At 70.4% G+C, this 16,776-nt stretch carries 17 protein-coding genes; 10 read left to right on the forward strand and 7 right to left on the reverse strand.

What is annotated here, in order from left to right:
- Window positions 1-5 precede the first annotated feature (5 nt).
- Window positions 6-455 carry a hypothetical protein gene (locus AC0IW9_RS12775; RefSeq protein ID WP_471648635.1) on the reverse strand — a complete coding sequence of 150 codons (450 nt, stop codon included), beginning with the start codon at window positions 453-455 and terminating at the stop codon, window positions 6-8.
- A gap of 212 nt (window positions 456-667) precedes the next feature.
- Here AC0IW9_RS12775 and AC0IW9_RS12780 point away from each other — a divergent pair, with 212 nt between their 5' ends.
- Window positions 668-1,597, forward strand: a complete 930-nt coding sequence (locus AC0IW9_RS12780) for a 3-hydroxyacyl-CoA dehydrogenase family protein (RefSeq protein ID WP_471648636.1) — start codon at window positions 668-670, stop codon at window positions 1,595-1,597.
- A 44-nt stretch (window positions 1,598-1,641) separates the two neighbouring features.
- On the opposite strand, the gene AC0IW9_RS12785 is transcribed toward AC0IW9_RS12780, so the two are convergent.
- Complete coding sequence (locus AC0IW9_RS12785; RefSeq protein WP_471648637.1) at window positions 1,642-2,814, reverse strand: M20 aminoacylase family protein; 1,173 nt, start codon at window positions 2,812-2,814, stop codon at window positions 1,642-1,644.
- Between the two features lie 70 nt (window positions 2,815-2,884).
- Between AC0IW9_RS12785 and glpK the strand changes: the two genes are divergently transcribed.
- The gene (gene glpK, locus AC0IW9_RS12790) at window positions 2,885-4,366 is read left to right on the forward strand and encodes a glycerol kinase GlpK (protein WP_471648638.1); all 1,482 of its coding nucleotides are present in this window, start codon (window positions 2,885-2,887) and stop codon (window positions 4,364-4,366) included.
- The gene (locus AC0IW9_RS12795; protein ID WP_471648639.1) at window positions 4,366-5,739 is read left to right on the forward strand and encodes an acyclic terpene utilization AtuA family protein; all 1,374 of its coding nucleotides are present in this window, start codon (window positions 4,366-4,368) and stop codon (window positions 5,737-5,739) included. The genes glpK and AC0IW9_RS12795 overlap by 1 nt, the downstream gene beginning before the upstream one ends.
- 23 nt (window positions 5,740-5,762) lie before the next feature.
- Here AC0IW9_RS12795 and AC0IW9_RS12800 read toward each other — a convergent pair whose 3' ends face one another.
- Window positions 5,763-6,116 (reverse strand): hypothetical protein, encoded by a 354-nt coding sequence (locus AC0IW9_RS12800; RefSeq protein WP_471648640.1) that lies wholly within the window; start codon window positions 6,114-6,116, stop codon window positions 5,763-5,765.
- A 124-nt stretch (window positions 6,117-6,240) separates the two neighbouring features.
- On the opposite strand from AC0IW9_RS12800, the gene AC0IW9_RS12805 reads away from it, so the two are divergent.
- Entirely contained in the window at window positions 6,241-6,585 is a 345-nt protein-coding gene (locus tag AC0IW9_RS12805) for an AtuA-related protein (RefSeq protein WP_471648641.1), read from the forward strand.
- A gap of 30 nt (window positions 6,586-6,615) precedes the next feature.
- Window positions 6,616-7,893, forward strand: coding sequence for a family 1 glycosylhydrolase (locus AC0IW9_RS12810; RefSeq protein ID WP_471648642.1), 1,278 nt, complete (start codon window positions 6,616-6,618; stop codon window positions 7,891-7,893).
- Here the strand turns inward: AC0IW9_RS12810 and AC0IW9_RS12815 are convergent.
- Window positions 7,865-8,809, reverse strand: coding sequence for an SMP-30/gluconolactonase/LRE family protein (locus AC0IW9_RS12815; protein WP_471648643.1), 945 nt, complete (start codon window positions 8,807-8,809; stop codon window positions 7,865-7,867). The two genes, AC0IW9_RS12810 and AC0IW9_RS12815, sit on opposite strands and share 29 nt — an antisense overlap.
- Window positions 8,810-8,875: 66 nt before the next feature.
- Window positions 8,876-9,310: a CBS domain-containing protein gene (locus AC0IW9_RS12820; RefSeq protein WP_471648644.1), complete on the reverse strand. Its 435-nt coding sequence runs from the start codon at window positions 9,308-9,310 to the stop codon at window positions 8,876-8,878.
- 112 nt (window positions 9,311-9,422) lie between these two features.
- Between AC0IW9_RS12820 and AC0IW9_RS12825 the strand changes: the two genes are divergently transcribed.
- The 5 genes from AC0IW9_RS12825 (at window position 9,423) to AC0IW9_RS12845 (ending at window position 15,020) form a co-directional block, all read left to right on the forward strand.
- Window positions 9,423-11,111: an acyl-CoA dehydrogenase family protein gene (locus AC0IW9_RS12825; RefSeq protein ID WP_471648645.1), complete on the forward strand. Its 1,689-nt coding sequence runs from the start codon at window positions 9,423-9,425 to the stop codon at window positions 11,109-11,111.
- Between the two features lie 15 nt (window positions 11,112-11,126).
- Window positions 11,127-11,762, forward strand: coding sequence for a TetR/AcrR family transcriptional regulator (locus AC0IW9_RS12830; RefSeq protein ID WP_471648646.1), 636 nt, complete (start codon window positions 11,127-11,129; stop codon window positions 11,760-11,762).
- 127 nt (window positions 11,763-11,889) lie between these two features.
- The gene (locus AC0IW9_RS12835; RefSeq protein WP_471648647.1) at window positions 11,890-13,044 is read left to right on the forward strand and encodes a Gfo/Idh/MocA family protein; all 1,155 of its coding nucleotides are present in this window, start codon (window positions 11,890-11,892) and stop codon (window positions 13,042-13,044) included.
- A gap of 3 nt (window positions 13,045-13,047) precedes the next feature.
- On the forward strand, window positions 13,048-14,205 hold the full coding sequence (locus tag AC0IW9_RS12840; RefSeq protein WP_471648648.1) for a dihydrodipicolinate synthase family protein: 1,158 nt from the start codon (window positions 13,048-13,050) through the stop codon (window positions 14,203-14,205).
- Window positions 14,202-15,020 (forward strand): sugar phosphate isomerase/epimerase family protein, encoded by an 819-nt coding sequence (locus AC0IW9_RS12845; RefSeq protein WP_471648649.1) that lies wholly within the window; start codon window positions 14,202-14,204, stop codon window positions 15,018-15,020. Before AC0IW9_RS12840 ends, AC0IW9_RS12845 begins: the two co-directional genes overlap by 4 nt.
- On the opposite strand, the gene AC0IW9_RS12850 is transcribed toward AC0IW9_RS12845, so the two are convergent.
- Window positions 14,992-15,444 (reverse strand): GNAT family N-acetyltransferase, encoded by a 453-nt coding sequence (locus AC0IW9_RS12850; protein ID WP_471648650.1) that lies wholly within the window; start codon window positions 15,442-15,444, stop codon window positions 14,992-14,994. The two genes, AC0IW9_RS12845 and AC0IW9_RS12850, sit on opposite strands and share 29 nt — an antisense overlap.
- Complete coding sequence (locus tag AC0IW9_RS12855; RefSeq protein ID WP_471648651.1) at window positions 15,441-16,688, reverse strand: alpha/beta fold hydrolase; 1,248 nt, start codon at window positions 16,686-16,688, stop codon at window positions 15,441-15,443. Before AC0IW9_RS12855 ends, AC0IW9_RS12850 begins: the two co-directional genes overlap by 4 nt.
- Between the last annotated feature and the right edge of the window lie 88 nt (window positions 16,689-16,776).

The raw sequence follows: 16,776 nt of genomic DNA on the forward strand, positions 1-16,776 counted from the left end.
CGGCCTCAGCCCTTCACGCAGCGCCGCAGGGCGGAGGGGAATTCGTTGCAGCCAGGGAAGACGATCTCGTCCGGGCCGCGGCGTTCGACGCGCAGCACGTTGGGATTGCCGCCGCAGCCGAAGCCGACGTCGGGCGGCATGCGGGCGCCGAGCGGGCCGGCCATGGGCTGGACCGGGGTGAAGCGGAATTCGAGGCCATTCGGCTGCAGCGCCACGGTCTCGATGGTGCGCTGGCGATAGGCGGTGTCGAGTGCCGTCGCCCGCATCACCAGGTCGCGGGTGAAGATGACGGTGGGGCTGCCGAAGCAGGCCAGGCTGTCCCAGTCGTTCGGCGGGTACTGCCCGCCGGTCCAGGCGCCGAAGACCCATTCATGCGGCGGCCCCTGGCGGGGTTGGGCGCGCGCTATGAAGGGCGCGGCCAGCGGCAGCGTGAGAATGAGGGCCCGACGCCGCATGCGGAAATCTCCAACCAGGGTGGGGCAGGGTTGTAGCGCGCCTGCCAGGGGAAACCAAAGGCTGGCGGGGCGCCGTGGTTCCCCCCATGCGGCCCAGGCCGCGACTGACCGCCGACCGGGAGGCGCGATGGTGTTTTCCGGTTCGCTGATGCATGAGGCGGGCCATGGTGCCGCGCAGCGCGGAATAGACGGGAAGCAACGGGGGAGACCACATGGACCAGGGCATGCAGAAGCAGGCGGCGATCATCGGCTCCGGGCTGATGGGCTGCGACATCGCGGCGATCTTCCTGGCCGGCGGCTGGCGGGTGACGGCGGTGGAGCCGGACCGGGCGAGCTGGCCGGCGCGGATGGACCGCGTCGCGGCCTCGCTGGCGCAGCTCGGCGCCGGGGAAGGCCCTATCGCGGCGCTGGATCTGGTGGCGGCGCTGGAGGATGTCGGCTTCGGCGACGTGGCGGTGGTGGTGGAGGCGGTGCCGGAGCGGCTGGAGATGAAGCGGGCGGTCTTCGCCGCGCTCGATACGATGGTGCCGGCGGGCGTGCCGATCGCCAGCAATGCCTCGGGCTTCCGCATCACCGATATCAGCGAGGGCTGCGCGACGCGGGCGCGGATGGCGAACCTGCACTTCTTCCTCCCCGCGCATCTGGTCCCGGGCGTCGAGGTGGTGCGGGGCGAGCATACCGACCCCGCCGTCTGCGACCGGCTGGCGGAAATCATGGAGAGCCTCGGCCGCGTCGCCATCCGGGTGGCGCGGGACGTGCCGGGGTTCCTGGCCAACCGCATCCAGCATGCGATGGTGCGGGAGGCCTTCAATGCGATCGACGAGGGGCTGGCGAGCCCGGAGGATGTGGACAAGGCGGTCCGCTATACCTTCGGCATGCGGCTGATGGGGGCGGGGCCGATCCTGCAGAAGGAGCTGGCCGGGCTGGAGACGCAGCTCGCCGCGGCGACGACGATCTACCCCAGCCTAAGCACGCGGGATTCGCCCGGGCCGACGCTGCGGGGGCTGGTGGCCGAGGGCAAGCTGGGGCCGAAGACCGGCCAGGGCTTCTGGGCCTGGACGCCCGAGAGCACGGCGGCCGCCAAGGCGAAGTACGAAGCGATGCTGCTGGCCGCCCTGGCTTTGCTTAAAGATGAAAAATAGATGAGGGGGCTCGGGGGAGAATACCTTCTCCCCCGACCTTTCTTTCAGCCGCGCGGCAACTCCTGCTCGACCAGGGCGGCGAAGTAGCTCGCCCCGATCGGCAGCATGTCGTCGTTGAAATCGTACTTCGGGTGGTGCACCGGCACGCCGCCCTTGTCGGCGCCGTGCTGGCCCATGAAGACGAAGGCGCCGGGGCGGGCGTTCAGCATGAAGCTGAAATCCTCGCCGCCCATAACCGGCGGGCGGTCGGTGTGGACCCGGGCCTCGCCCATCACCGTCGCGGCGGCGCGGGCGGCGCGGACGGCTTCCTCCGGATGGTTCACCGTCGGCGGATAGAGGCGGGAATAGACCACCTCGGCGGTCGCCTCGTGCGCGGCGGCGGTGCTGGTGGCGACCTGGGCGATCAGGCGCTCCATCTGGTCGCGCACCTCGGGCAGCAGGGTGCGGACGGTGCCCTTCAGCTCGGCCACGTCGGGGATGACGTTGCTGGCGCTGCCGGCGTGGAACTGGGTGATGCTGAGCACGGCATTGTGCAGCGGATCGACGCGCCGGGCGACGATGGCCTGCAGCGCGACCAGGACATGGGCGCCGACCATCACCGGGTCCACCGCGAGGTGCGGCTTGGCGGCATGGCCGCCGATGCCGCGGATGGTGATGGCGACGCGGTCGGAGGCGGCCAGCACCGGGCCGGGGACGGCCGAGCATTCGCCGAGCGGCAGGCTCGGGTCGTTGTGAATGCCGTAGACCTGGTCGCAGGGGAAGCGCTCGAAGAGGCCTTCCTCGACCATCACCCGGCCGCCGCCGCCGCCTTCCTCCGCCGGCTGGAAGATGAAGTGGATGGTGCCGTCGAAATTCCGGGTCTCGGCCAGGTATTTCGCGGCGCCGAGCAGGGTGGCGGTATGGCCGTCATGGCCGCAGCCATGCATGCGGCCGGGGATGGTGGAGGCATGGGGCGCGCCGGTCTGCTCCTCCATCGCCAAGCAGTCCATGTCGGCGCGGAGGCCGATGCTGCGGGTGCTGCTGCCGTTGCGGAGGGTGCCGACGAGGCCGGTGGTGGCGATGCCGCGATGCACCTCGATGCCCCAGGAGGCGAGCTTGGCGGCGACGATGTCGCTGGTGCGGTGCTCCTCGAAGCCGAGCTCGGGGTGACGGTGCAGGTCCTGGCGCCACTCGGTCATCTCGGGCGCGAAATCGGCGATGCGGTTGATGATCGGCATGGCGGGGCTCCTCGGGTGCGGCGGACACTTGCCCTTGCCGTGGCGCTTGTCGAGGGGGCACGCTGGGCCGATGGGAAACGTCCTGCTGGCCCTCGACCAGGGCACCACCTCCACGCGCGCCATCGTTTTCGGGCCGGAACTGCTGCCGCTGGCCGTGGCGCAGCAGGAATTGCCGCAGCATTTCCCGGCGCCCGGCTGGGTGGAGCATGAGCCGGAGGATATCTGGCAGGGCTCGCTCGCGGTGCTGCGCGGGGCGATGGCATCCGCCGGGGTGGAGGCGCGGCAGGTTGCCGGCATCGGCATCACCAACCAGCGGGAGACGGTGGTGCTCTGGGACCGCGCCAGCGGGCGGGCGGTGCATCGCGCCATCGTCTGGCAGGACCGGCGGACGGCGGCGGTCTGCGCGCGGCTGCGGGAGACGGGGCAGGAGGCAGTGATCTCGGCCCGGACCGGGTTGCTGGCGGACCCGTATTTCTCGGCGACCAAGCTGGCCTGGCTGCTGGACCACGTGCCGGGCGCGCGGGCCCAGGCGGAGCGGGGCGAGCTGGCCTTCGGCACGGTGGACTGCTTCCTGCTGTGGCGGCTGACCGGTGGCCGGGTGCATGCGACCGATGCGAGCAATGCGGCGCGGACCCTGCTGTTCGACATCACCCGCGGCTGCTGGGACGCGGAGATGCTGCGGCTGTTCAACATCCCGGCGGCGATCCTGCCGGAGGTGCGGGATTGCGCCGCCGAGTTCGGCACAACGACCCTGCTGGGCGGCACGGTGCCGATCCGCGGCATGGCGGGGGACCAGCAGGCGGCGACGCTGGGGCAGGCCTGCTTCGCGCCGGGGATGCTAAAATCGACCTATGGCACCGGCTGCTTCGCGCTGCTGAATACCGGCGACGTGCCGGTGTTCAGCAAGCACCGGCTGCTGACGACCATCGCCTGGCAGCTGGACGGCAAGCGCACCTATGCGCTGGAGGGGGCGATCTTCATCGCCGGCGCGGCGGTGCAGTGGCTGCGGGACGGCTTGGGCATCATCGGCACGGCGGCGGAGACGGGGGCGCTGGCGGCGCAGGCCGATCCGGCGCAGCAGGTCTATCTCGTGCCGGCCTTCGTCGGGCTCGGCGCGCCCTGGTGGGATGCGGAGGCGCGGGCGGCGATCTTCGGCCTCACGCGCAACAGCGGCCGGGCGGAGATCGCCCGCGCCGCCTTGGAGAGCGTGGCCTTCCAGACGCGGGACCTGCTGGATGCGATGCGGGCGGATTGCCCGGACATGGGCGAGACCGTGCTGCGGGTCGATGGCGGCATGGTCGCCAGCGACTGGACGATGCAGTTCCTGGCGGATGTGCTGGGGGCGCCGGTCGACCGGCCGAGCGTGATGGAGACGACGGCGCTGGGTGCGGCCTGGCTGGCCGGGCTGCAGGCGGGGATGTTCCCAGCCCCCGGCGCGGCCAGCACGCATTGGCGGCTGGAACGGCGCTTCCTGCCGCAGATGGCGGCGAGCGAGGCGAAGCGGCGGCACGATGGCTGGCTGGATGCGGTGCGCCGCACGAGGAGTAACTGATGACCTTTCTGGTGGGCAATGGCGGCGGGTTTTCCGGCGATCGGGTGGATGCGCCGATCCCTGTAGTCCGGAGTCTCGTCGCGCGCGGGCTGCCGGCGGCGATGTTCTTCGAGACGCTGGGCGAGCGCACCGTGGCGCTGGCACAGCTCGAGCGGCGGCGCGATCCGGAGCTGGGCTACGAGCCGATGCTGGAGCGGCTGCTGGAGCCGATCCTGGCGGATTGCTTCCGGGCGCGCATCCCGATCCTCGGCAATTTCGGCGCGGCCAATCCGCCGGCGGCGGCGCGGCTGGTGGCACGGCTGGCGCTGCGGCTGGGGCTGCCCGATCTCAAGATCGCGGTCGTGGGCGGCGACGACGTGATGGGCAGCATCGCGCTGGACCAGCTGCCGGTGCATGAGGCGGATGGCAGCATCGACACCAAATCGGCGCGGCTGGTCGCGGCCAATGCCTATATCGGCGCGGAGCCGCTGGTGGAGGCGCTGCGGCTCGGCGCCGACGTGGTGGTGGCCGGGCGGACCTCGGACCCGGCGCTGGCGATCGCGCCGCTGGTGCACCACTTCGGCTGGTCCTTCGAGGACTGGGAGAAGCTGGCGGTCGGTGCGGCCTGCGGGCATCTGCTGGAATGTGGCAGCCAGGTGACGGGCGGCGTCTTCTGGGACCCGGGCTGCAAGGACATCCCGGACCCGGCGAACATCGGCTTCCCGATCGCCGAGGTGACGGCGGACGGGGGCTTGGTCATCACCAAGCCGGAGGACACCGGCGGCATCGTCGACCTGCGGACGATCAAGGAGCAGCTGCTGTACGAGCTGCATGATCCCGCGCACTACATCACGCCCGACGTGGTGCTGGATATTTCCCAGTGCCAGGTGGAGCAGGTAGGCAAAGATCGCGTCGCCATCCACGGACTGCGCGGGCGGGCGCGGCCGGAGACGCTGAAGGTGACGGCGAGCTTCGAGGGGAGCTGGCTGGGCGAGGGCGAGGTTTCCGTTGCCGGGCCGAATGCGCTGGCGCGCGCGAAGGCGACGGCCGACGTGCTGCTGCGGCGGCTGGAGATGCGCCAGCTCGGCGTGCGGGCGCGGGTGGATCTCATCGGCATCGCCAGCGTGCTCGACAGCGACGATGGCGCGCTGTGGCGCGGCTATGAGGGGCCGGAGCCGCCGGAGGTGCGGATCCGGCTGGCGGCCGAGGGGGCCGACCGCGACAACGTCGACCAAGCGGCGCGGGAGGTGCTGGCGATGCTCTGCTGCGGCACCGCGGGGACCGGCGGCGCGCGCTGGCGGCTGACGCCGCGCATCCTGACGCGGAGCTACCTGGTGCTGCGGGAGAGGGTGCCGACGACGGTGCGGGTGCGTTCCGCCAAGGAGATGGCGTGACGCCATCCCCCCGGCGGGCAGCCTCAGCCGCGGTGGCCGCGGTCGTCGATATCGGCCGGGGTGCCGGCCCAGCCATGCGGACGGCCATCCTCGTAGACGACGCGCTGGTCGCGGCCGCCGCCGACCGGCGTGCCGATGCGGCCCTCGCGTGCCTGGCCGCCGGGCTGCGCGGTATAGACCATGTTGTTGCCGCCACCGCTGATGGTGGCATGGGCGCCGCCGACGATGGTGTCGCCGGGGATGGCGCCGTAGGTGACGGTGGTTTCCGTTCCGCCGCCCGAGATCCTCGGGGCGGCCTGGGCGGGCGTCAGCGCAGCCAGGGCCGCAAGGCTCATCGAGAGGCCGAGGGCGGTGGCAAGCAGGCTGGTGCGGGCCATGGTGGGACTGTGTCTCCTGGTTCGTTGCGCATGTCCGGTTCCTCGGCGACCCGATGTCGCCCCGGCTCGAACATGACAGCCACATTAACTTCGGTTCATGTTAAAGGTTCCATCAGGGGTGCATATGATGTCAGAGGTTGAGGTTCCGCTGCACGCGGTCGCGCATGCCCGTGCCGGCGACAAGGGCAACCGCAGCAACATCTCGCTGATCCCCTATGATGCGGCGCTCTATCCGCTGCTGGCGGCGCAGGTGACGGAGGCGCAGGTGCTGGCCCTGTTTGCGCATCGGGGGGCGACGCGCTGCACGCGCTACGACCTGCCGCGGCTGCAGGCCTTCAACTTCGTGATCGACGACGTGCTGGAGGGTGGGGTGAACGGCAGCCTCAACCTCGACGGCCATGGCAAGACGCAGAGCTTCCGCCTGCTGTCGCTGACGGTGACGGTGCCGCGCGAATTGTTGCCGGCCTGAACCGGCGGCGCCGTCGCGCGTTGCGATGGCGTGACCTATTTCATGTTCGCCACGGGCATCGAGAACAGCAACCCGACCATCGGCGGCGGGCGGGTGCGGCGCGACCAGATGGAGGAATGCGGGCACTACGCCCGCTGGCGCGAGGATTTCGCGCTGGTGGCCGAGATCGGCTGCGGCTTCCTCCGCATCGGGCCGCCGCTGCACAGGACGCTGCTCGCCGATGGGCGGCACGACTGGGAGTATGCGGACCAGGCCTTCGCCGAGCTGCGACGGCTGCGGATCGTGCCGATCGTCGATCTCTGCCATTTCGGCGTGCCCGACTGGATCGGCGATTTCCAGAACCCGGCCTTCCCGGCGCTGTTCGCCGATTACGCTCGGGCCTTTGCCGCGCGCTTCCCCTGGGTGCAGCTCTATACCCCGGTGAACGAGATGTACGTGACGGCGCTGTTCAGCGCCCGCTACGGCTGGTGGAACGAGCAGATGTCCTCGGACCGCGGCTTCGTCACCGCGCTGAAGCACCTGGCCAAGGCCAATGTGCTGGCGATGGAGGCGATCCTCGAGGTGCGGCCGGATGCGATCTTCATCCAGAGCGAATCCTCGGAGTATTTCCATGCCGACAGCCCGGCGGCGATCGGGCCGGCGGAGATCCGCAATGCCGAGCGCTTCCTGTCGCTGGACCTGAACTACGGCCGCCGCGTCGATTCCGAGATGTACGACTACCTGCTCGACAACGGCATGACGAAGGAGGAGTACGGCTTCTTCATGCGCCACCGGCTGAAGCGCTGGTGCATCATGGGCAACGACTACTACGTCACCAACGAGCATCTGGTCTCGGCCGATGGGCGGACACGGGCGGCCGGGGAGATCTTCGGCTATGCGACGATCACCCGGCAGTACCACGACCGCTACCGGCTGCCGGTGATGCATACGGAAACCAACTTGGTCGAAGGGCCGACGGGAATGGAATCCGTGCAGTGGCTGTGGAAGCAATGGGCCAATGTGCTGCGCGTCCGCAACGACGGCATGCCGGTGGTCGGCTTCACCTGGTATTCGCTGACCGACCAGATGGACTGGGATACCGCGCTGCGGGAGAAGAACGGCCGGGCCAACCACCTCGGCCTCTTCGACCTCGACCGCAAGATCCGCCGCGTCGGATCAGCCTACAAGAAGCTGATCGCGGATTGGCGGGACGTGCTGCCGGCCCAGAGCCTGTGCCTGCAGGTGCCGGTGCACATGCTGCGGGACCGCGACGGCTGGCCGGAGGGAGAGGGGAGGGACCCTAGCCTCCCGCCACCCCCTGGGTATTGACGTAGAGCGAAAACAGCGACTGCGCCGCGGACATGAAGAGGCGGTTGCGGTGCAGGCCACCGAAGGCGAGGTTGGCGCAGCGTTCCGGCAGATGGATGTGCCCGATAGAGGCGCCGGCGTCGTTGATGACGCGGACGCCGTCGAGCTCCGGCGTCATGCCCCAGCCGCACCAGAGGTTGCCGTCGATATCGACCCGGAAGCCGTCCGGCGTTTCCTGCGGCCCGCACTCGACGAAGACGCGGCGGTTGGACAGCGTGGTGCCGGCGCAGTCGAAGGCCAGGATGTTGCGCGGGTTGCTGCGGCTTTCAATGATGTAGAGGATGCTCTCGTCCGGGCTGAAGGCGAGGCCGTTGGGATGGTCCACGTCGTCGGCGACGCAGGTGATGGCGCCGGTCTGGCCATCGATCCGGTAGACGTTGGTATGCGGCAGCTCGGCCTCGAGCTTGATGCCCTCGTAGAAGGCATAGGTGCCGAAGGGCGGGTCGGTGAACCAGATGGACCCGTCGCTCTTGCAGATGACGTCGTTCGGGCTGTTGAGCTTCTTGCCCTGAAAGCTGTCGGCCAGCACCGTGGTGCTGCCGTCGTACTCGAAGCGGACGATGCGGCGGCCGGCGTGCTCGCAGGCGATGATGCGGCCCTGGCGGTCCCGGGTGTGGCCATTGGCGTTGTTCGAGGGCTTCTGCCACTCGCTGACGGCGCCGGTGGTCTCGTCCCATTTCAGCACGCGGTTGTTGGGGATGTCGGACCACAGCAGGCAGCGGGTATCGCCGAGCCAGACCGGGCCCTCGCCCCAGCGGGAGCCGGTCCAGAGCCGCTCCACCGCCGAGAGCCCCAGGTGGTACTTCTTGAAGGCGGGATCGAGCGCGACGATGGACGGGTCCGGGTAGCGCTCGCTCGGTTGCCAGCGGTCGGTCATGGTGTTTCTGCCCCCAATTTTCGGGGCGATCCTGCCGGGGCCGGGCGGCAGCGTCTAGCGGGGGGCTCAGCCGGGGCGCTGCACCGCGGCCTTCAGCTGTTCCAGGTCCCGCTGGTGCATGGTGATGCGGTGCTTCACCAGATCGCGGATGCTGACGATGCCGGCGAGCTCGCCGCCATCCATCACCGGCAGGTGGCGGAAATAGCCGGCGTCCATGATCTCCGTCGCATGGTCGACGGAGGTATGCATGTCGACGGTGGTGACGTTGCGGGTCATCAGGTCGCTGGCGGTGAGTTCCAGCACCTTGGTGCCGTGCTTGGCCAGGGCCTTGACCACGTCGCGCTCGCTGACGATGCCGGCGAGGCCCCCGTGGTCGGCCAGCACCATCACCGCGCCGATCCGGCGGGAAGCGATGATGGCGGCGATTTCGGCGATGCCCGCGTCGGGTGCGACCGAGACGACGTTGCGGCCCTTTTCCCTGATGACGGCGGCGATGGTCATGGTTGTTTCTCCCTGTTGATTTTGGCCAAGCCTAGTGGGCCGGGGCGGGTATCCGCAACGACCTTGGTGGGGCCGGTGGACTGGCAGGGGCGGGACGCGGCATGCTGCGGCGATGGACATCCTGCCGAGCCTGCAGGCCCCGACCGGGGCCGATGCCGTCCCCGATAGCCGGGGGCTGAACCTCTACCGGGCCGATCCCTGGCTGGCGCCGCTGCTCGGCCTGTACCTGCCGGGCGACCTGCTGGCACATCTGACGCCGCATCTGGACCGGATGGGCGCCCTGGCGGGTGGCCGGCTGGACGAGCTGGCGGGGGTGGCGGACCGCAACGGACCGGTGCTGGTGCATCGCAACCGGCGCGGCGAGGATGCCCAGGGGATCGACTACCACCCGGCCTACCGGGAGCTGGAGCGGGTGGCCTTCGCCGAGTTCGGGCTGGCGGCGATGTCGCACCGGGGCGGCGTGCTGGGCTGGCCGAAGCCGATGCCGCCGGCGGCGAAATACGCGCTGAGCTACCTGTTCGTGCAAGCGGAATTCGGCCTCTGCTGCCCGCTGTCGATGACGGATGCGCTGGCCCGGACGCTGCGGCGCTTCGGCGACCCGGCGCTGGTCGCGCGCTACCTGCCGGGGCTGATCGAGACCGACCTCGATGCGCTGCGCCAGGGCGCGATGTTCATGACGGAGCAGGGGGCGGGCTCCGACATCTCGGCCACGGCGGTGCTGGCCGAGCCGCGCGAGGATGGCAGCTGGGCGCTGACCGGCGACAAGTGGTTCTGCAGCAATGCCGATGCGGGCATGGCGCTGGTTCTGGCACGGCGCGCCGGTGGGCCGGGTGGGCTGCGCGGCGTCTCGCTGTTCCTGCTGCCGCGGGAGCGGCCGGACGGAACGCCCAATGTCTATCGGATCGTGCGGCTGAAGGAGAAGCTGGGGACGCGCTCCATGGCCTCGGGCGAGATCCGGCTGGAGGGGGCGACGGCCTTCCTGGTCGGGGAACCGGAGGCGGGGTTCAAGCAGATGGCCGACATGGTCAATGCCTCCCGCCTCTCGAACGGGATGCGCGCGGCCGGGCTGATGCGGCGGGCGGTGACGGAGGCGATGTATGTCGCGCGCCGGCGGGTCGCCTTCGGCCGGACCCTGGTGGAGATGCCGCTGATGCGGCGGCAGCTCGGCAAGCTGGTGGTGCCGATGGAGCAGGCGCGCAGCATGGTCTTCCAGGCGGCCGAGGCGCTGCGGCGCAGCGACGCCGGGGAGGAGGGCGCCTATGCGTTGCTACGCATCCTGACGCCGTTGCTGAAGTTCCGCGCCTGCCGCGATGCGCGGCGGGTGACGGGCGATGCGATGGAGGTGCGCGGGGGCTGCGGCTATATCGAGGAATGGGCGGATCCGCGGCTGGTGCGGGACAGCCACCTCGGCAGCATCTGGGAAGGCACCAGCAACATCGTGGCCCTCGATGTGCTGCGGGCGGCGCAGCGGGAGGGATCCTTGCCGGTGCTGCGGGCGCATGTGCATGGGCTGCTGGGTAATGGCGCGGCGCTGCCGGAAGCGCTGCCGGCCTTCGACCGGGCGGCGGCGCTGGCGCTGCGGGCGCAGGAGAATCCGGCCCTGGCCCGGCAGGCGGCGAGCGCGCTCTATCACGTGACGAGTGCGGCCGCGATGGCCTGGGAGGCGGAGCGGCTGGGCGATGCCGATCGGCTGGCGCTGGCCCGGCTGGTGCTGCGGCACCGCGTGCTGCCACGGGACCCGCTGGAGGACAGCGACGAGGACCTGCCGGCGCGAATTCTCGCCAAGGCCTTGGCGGCATGAGCGGGGAGGCGGGGCGTGGACGGGTCTAGCCCCGCACTCTCGGCGCGGGCGGCGGCGACGCGGCAGCGCATCCTCGACGCGGCGCTGGGAGAGTTCGCCGCGAAGGGGCTGGCCGGGGCGCGGGTCGATGAGATCGCGCTGCGGGCGGGTGCCAACAAGCGGATGCTCTACGCGCATTTCGGCAGCAAGGAGGAGCTCTGGCTGGTGGTGCTGGAAGGCGCCTATGCCGCCAAGCGCGCGGAGGAACGGGCGTTGCAGGTGGATGCGCTGCCGCCGGCGGCGGCGATGCAGCGGCTGGTGGAGTTCAACCTGCGCTACACCGCGGCGCATCCCGAACTGGTCGCCCTGCTGAACCAGGAGAATATCCACCAGGCGGCCTATCTGAAGCGCTCGGCGCAGGTGCCCGCGATGTATTCACCGCTGCTGGAGCAGATCCGGGCGGTGCTGGAACGGGGCGTGGCGGCGGGGCTCTTCCGCGAGGGCGTCGATCCGATGCAGCTCTACGTGACCATCGTCGCGCTTGGGCATTTCTACCTGGCGAATATCCATACGCTTTCGACCATCTTCGGCGCCGGGCTGGAGTCCGAGGCGGCGCTGCGGGCGCGGGAGGCGCATAGCGTGGCGGTGGTGCTGGGGTACCTCCGTCCCTGACACCGGGTCCTTGACTTGGCCCACCGCCGGCGCAGAGTAACCGGGCAGTTACCTGCATCCGGCTGGGCGGTTGATCCACGTGAAACACTCCGCCTGGGGCTGACGCGCACCGAGGGAGGAACGGAGAATGGCGGAACGCCGCATCGGCATCATCATGAACGGCGTGACCGGCCGCATGGGGACCAACCAGCACCTGATCCGGTCGATCGCCGCCATCCGCGCCGATGGCGGCATGCGGCTGGCGAATGGCGACCGGCTGATGCCGGACCCCATCCTGGTCGGCCGCAACCGGGAGAAGCTGGAGGCGCTGGCCAAGTCGCATGGCGTGGCGCGGGTGAGCACCGACCTCGATGCCTGCCTGGCGGATCCGAAGGATGAGTTGTTTTTCGATGCGGCGACGACGCAGCTTCGCGCCGGGCTGGTGGAGCAGGCAATCGCGGCGGGCAAACATATCTATGTGGAGAAGCCGACCGCCGATAACCTGGCGGATGCGCTGCGGGTGGCGAAGCTGGCCAAGGACGCCGGCATCAAGCACGGGGTGGTGCAGGACAAACTGTTCCTGCCGGGTCTCCGCAAGCTGAAGATGGTGATCGACAGCGGCTTCCTCGGCCGCATCTGCGCGGTGAAGGGCGAGTTCGGCTACTGGGTCTTCGAGGGCGACCTGCAGCCGGCGCAGCGGCCGAGCTGGAACTACAAGGCGGCCGAGGGTGGCGGCATCATCCTCGATATGCTCTGCCACTGGCGCTACGTGCTCGATAACCTGTTCGGGGAAGTCGAGAGCGTTTCCTGCCTGGGTGCGACGCATATCCCGACCCGCATCGGCGAGGACGGCAAGCCCTACACGGCCGATGTCGACGATGCGGCCTATGCGACCTTCCAGCTCAAGGGTGGCATCATCGCGCATATTAATTCCAGCTGGGTGACGCGGGTGCGGCGGGACGACCTGGCGACCTTCCAGGTGGACGGCACCCATGGCAGCGCCATCGCCGGCTTGCAGAAGTGCTGGACGCAGAGCCGCGTCGCCACGCCGAAGCCGGTGTGGAACCCCGACGTGCCGCAACCGATCGACTTCTTCGCCGGCTGGCAGGAGGTGCCGAACAGCCAGGACTATCCCAACGGCTTCCGGGTGCAGTGGGAGATGTTCCTCCGCTACCTGGCCGGCGAGACCAACAGCTTTCCCTGGGACCTGATGGCGGGGGCAAAGGGCGTGCAGCTCGCCGAGGCCGGGCTGCGCAGCTGGCGGGAGCGGCGCTGGATCGACATCCCGGCGCTGGAGGGCTGAACCATGCCCAGCATCAACCTGCCGAAGGGCAACCGGATCGAGGCCTTCACCACCAGTGCGTCGCGGGTCTTCCCCAAGGCGACGCCGCCCTTTCCGCGGGTGGCGCTGGCGGCGGCGCATGTGGTGGCGGACCCACTGGCGGAGCAGGACCCCTGGCTGGATGCCAAGGTCGATTGGGACCGGACCATCGCCTTCCGCCGGCACCTCTGGTCGCTCGGCCTCGGCGTGGCCGAGGCGATGGATACGGCGCAGCGCGGCATGGGCCTCGACTGGGTGGCGGCGCAGGAGCTGATCCGCCGCAGCCTCGACGCGATGCAGGACGTGCCGGGCGCCGTCATGGCGAGCGGGGCGGGGACGGATCACCTCGCGCCGGGGCCGGAGGTGACGGTGGACGACGTGATCCGCGCCTACGAAGAACAATGCGAGGCCATCGAGAAGATGGGCGGGCGCATCATCCTGATGGCGTCCCGCGCCTTGGCCAAGGCGGCGCGATCGCCGGCGGATTACGAACGGGTCTATGCCCGCATCCTCGGCGGCGTGGCGCAGCCGGTGATCATCCATTGGCTGGGGGAGATGTTCGACCCGGCGCTCGATGGCTACTGGGGCAGTGGCGACCACTACCTGGCGATGGAGACGGCGCTGGCCGTCATCGAGGCCAGTGCCGCCAAGGTGGATGGAGTGAAGATCTCGCTGCTCGACAAGGAGAAGGAGATCGCCATGCGGCGGCGCCTTCCCGGCGGCGTGCGCATGTATACCGGCGACGACTTCAACTACGCGGAGCTGATCGCGGGCGATGCCCAGGGCCATTCGGATGCGCTGCTCGGCATCTTCGACCCGATCGCGCCGGCGGTGGGGGGTGCGCTGGCGGCGCTCTCGCACAACGACCTGACGCAGTTCCACGCGATCCTGGCGCCGACGGTGCCGCTGAGCCGGCATATCTTCCAGGCACCGACACGCTTCTACAAGACCGGCGTGGTCTTCATGGCCTGGCTGAACGGGCACCAGGGGCATTTCACCATGGTCGGCGGGCAGCAATCGACCCGCAGCATCCAGCATCTGTCCGAGCTGTTCCGGCTGGCCGATGCGGCGGGGCTGCTGGCCGACCCGGAGATGGCCGTCGCGCGGATGCGTGCGCTGCTGGCGACGCAGGGGGTGGCGTGACCAGCCCCGGGCCGCTGTCCCTCAACACCGTCACGGTGCGGGACCGCTGGAGCCTCGCGCAATGCATCGAGGGCTGCGCGCGGCATGGCATCCCCGGCATCTCGCCCTGGCGGGACAAGGTGGCGGAACTCGGGGTGGCGCAGGCGGCGCGGCAGATCCGCGATGCGGGGCTCTTCGTCTCCGGCCTCTGCCGCGGCGGGATGTTCCCGGCGGCGGATGCGGCAGGACGGCGGGCGGCGATCGAGGACAACCTGCGCGCCATCGAGGAGGCGCATGCGCTGGGGGCGGCCTGCCTGGTGGTGCTCGGCGGCGGGCTGCCGGCGGGGTCGAAGGATCTGCCGGGCGCGCGGGCGATGTTCCATGACGGGCTGGCCGAGGTGCTGCCGGCGGCGCGGGCGGCGGGGTTGACCCTGGCGCTGGAGCCGCTGCATCCGATGACCTGCGCGGACCGCAGCGTGCTCTCGACCCTGGGGCAGGCGCTCGACCTCTGCGACGCGTTCGGGGAGGGCGTCGGCATCGCGCTCGATGTCTATCATGTCTGGTGGGACCCGGACCTCGCCCGGCAGGTGGCGCGGGCCAAGGGGCGGATCGCCGGTTTCCATGCCTGCGACTGGCTGGTGCCGACCGGCGACCTCGTCTTCGACCGCGGCATGATGGGCGATGGCGTCATCGATATCCCGGCAATCCGGGCGATGGCGGAGGCGGCCGGCTATGCCGGTCCCTGCGAGGTGGAGATCCTGTCCCGCCGCTGGTGGGCGGAGGATCCGGAGACGGTGCTGCGGCTGGTCAAGGAACGCCACGCGACGGCGTGCTGAGGGCGCGCACCAGCCGTTCCTCGCCCGCCGGCGCCCAGCCGGACGGGTGCCAGCCATGGGCGCGGTAGAAGCCCTGGGCCCGCAGGCGGCGATCGGCGCCGGTGAAGAGCCAGGCCTCCTGCCAGCCCTGGGACGCCAGCCAGGATTCGGCCAGGCGCAGCAGGGCGCGGCCAAGGCCGCGGCCCTCGTGGTCCGGGTGGACAAACAGGGCGAAGAGGTTGCCATCCTCGACATCGGCGATGGCGAAGCCTTCCCCCGCGCCGGCGATCCAGCCGGCGGCGGTGGTGGCCAGCATGCCGGCGACGGCCTCGGGCGTGACGCCGTTCGCCGTCAGCGCGGCCATGGTCATGGCATTCTCCCGGACCGCGGTGCGGATGGCGAAGATCGCCGGGATATCCGCTGCCGTCGCTAGGCGCAGGATCATGCGCGGGCGGCCATCGCCTCCAGCACCGGCAGCAGGTGGGGCTTCAGCGCCGGGTAGTTCTCGCTCATCGGGAAGTGGCCGAGGCCGGGCATCATGACGGCGGTCGCGCCGGGGATGGCGGCGGCGGTGGCGCGCGTATCCTCCGGCCGGCAGGAATAGTCGAACTCGCCGGTCAGCAGGGCGACGGGGCATTGCGCCGTGTCGATCTTCGCCAGCTTGGGGCGGAGGTCGCCTTCCTCGGCGTAGAAATGCAGGTCGCCGCGGAAGATGCCGGGGCCGCCCTGCATGTAGTGCCACAGGGTCTCCCACTTGGCCGCCTCCGGCACGCCGGGGCCGACCAGGCCGGAGACCAGGGCGCCGCAGACCTCGCCGCCATGGATATGCGGGTGGTGCAGCACCGAGAGGTCGTAGTAGCTGCCGGTGAAGGCGCTGCCCTGCAGACCGATGACGCCGCGCAGCGCGGCCGCGTGTTCCGCCGCCAGGTCCAGCACGATGCGGCCGCCGATGGAGCAGCCCATGACGATGGGTCGGTCGAGCCGCAGCGCCTCGATCATGCGCATGACGAGGCCGGTATAGCCGGCGGTGGTCAGGCGGTAGTCCTCGGATTCCCAGCCGGGGGGCGGGCTGGACTTGCCGTGGCGCGGCATGTCGAAGGCGATGCAGCGGAAGCGGCGGGTGAGGTCGGGGTCGTTCAGCAGGTCCCGCCATTGGCGGCCGTCGCTGCCGGCGGTGTGGAGCAGCAGCAGGGGCGTACCCTCGCCGGCTTCCTCGACATAGACGCGGTGGGGGCGGCCCTCGATGTCCATCCGCAGGTAGCGGCCGGTGATGGGCTCGACGGTGACGTCGCCGAAGGGGGTGGCGGGGGCGGCCACGGGTGCCGGGCGGTCGCCGAGCAGGGCAAGGGCGCCCTTGAACCACAGCAGGTGGGCGAAGAAGAGGGCGGTGTCGCCCTCGATCCGCAGCGCGCCCTGGCGGCGCAGCGCCAGCAGGTCGTGCCAGCCGGGCTGCGGCGTGGAGGACAGGAAGCGGGCGAAACCCTCGGCCTCGATCCGCAGCGCCAGGGCGAAGCGGGGCATGGTGAAGGGGCCGGGCTGCAGCGTGACGATCCGGCCTTCGTGCAGGCTGAGCAGCCAGGATTGCGCACCGATCTCCAGCAGGACCTCGGCCGTCAAATGGCGGCCCCAGCGGGGCACGTCGGCCGCCGCGGCGACGCGGGCGGGCCAGGCTTCCATGGCGCGATGCATGTGGGTTTCCTCCGTTTGGCCGGATCATAGCCGGATCGGGCTCGACGACGGCAGCCCCTTGCCCATAGGCTTCGATCCAGGCGGGGAG

Source organism: Belnapia sp. AC561 (assembly GCF_979252845.1).

Bases quoted from the DNA above. Each gene is read 5' to 3' on its own strand.
- AC0IW9_RS12775 (WP_471648635.1), bottom strand. From the start codon at position 455: ATGCGGCGTCGGGCCCTCATTCTCACGCTGCCGCTGGCCGCGCCCTTC.
- AC0IW9_RS12805 (WP_471648641.1), top strand. From the start codon at position 6,241: ATGATGTCAGAGGTTGAGGTTCCGCTGCACGCGGTCGCGCATGCCCGT.
- AC0IW9_RS12785 (WP_471648637.1), bottom strand. From the start codon at position 2,814: ATGCCGATCATCAACCGCATCGCCGATTTCGCGCCCGAGATGACCGAG.
- AC0IW9_RS12850 (WP_471648650.1), bottom strand. From the start codon at position 15,444: ATGATCCTGCGCCTAGCGACGGCAGCGGATATCCCGGCGATCTTCGCC.
- AC0IW9_RS12820 (WP_471648644.1), bottom strand. From the start codon at position 9,310: ATGACCATCGCCGCCGTCATCAGGGAAAAGGGCCGCAACGTCGTCTCG.
- AC0IW9_RS12815 (WP_471648643.1), bottom strand. From the start codon at position 8,809: ATGACCGACCGCTGGCAACCGAGCGAGCGCTACCCGGACCCGTCCATC.
- AC0IW9_RS12780 (WP_471648636.1), top strand. From the start codon at position 668: ATGGACCAGGGCATGCAGAAGCAGGCGGCGATCATCGGCTCCGGGCTG.
- AC0IW9_RS12840 (WP_471648648.1), top strand. From the start codon at position 13,048: ATGCCCAGCATCAACCTGCCGAAGGGCAACCGGATCGAGGCCTTCACC.
- AC0IW9_RS12800 (WP_471648640.1), bottom strand. From the start codon at position 6,116: ATGGCCCGCACCAGCCTGCTTGCCACCGCCCTCGGCCTCTCGATGAGC.
- AC0IW9_RS12835 (WP_471648647.1), top strand. From the start codon at position 11,890: ATGGCGGAACGCCGCATCGGCATCATCATGAACGGCGTGACCGGCCGC.
- AC0IW9_RS12855 (WP_471648651.1), bottom strand. From the start codon at position 16,688: ATGCATCGCGCCATGGAAGCCTGGCCCGCCCGCGTCGCCGCGGCGGCC.
- AC0IW9_RS12795 (WP_471648639.1), top strand. From the start codon at position 4,366: ATGACCTTTCTGGTGGGCAATGGCGGCGGGTTTTCCGGCGATCGGGTG.
- AC0IW9_RS12825 (WP_471648645.1), top strand. From the start codon at position 9,423: ATGGACATCCTGCCGAGCCTGCAGGCCCCGACCGGGGCCGATGCCGTC.
- glpK (WP_471648638.1), top strand. From the start codon at position 2,885: ATGGGAAACGTCCTGCTGGCCCTCGACCAGGGCACCACCTCCACGCGC.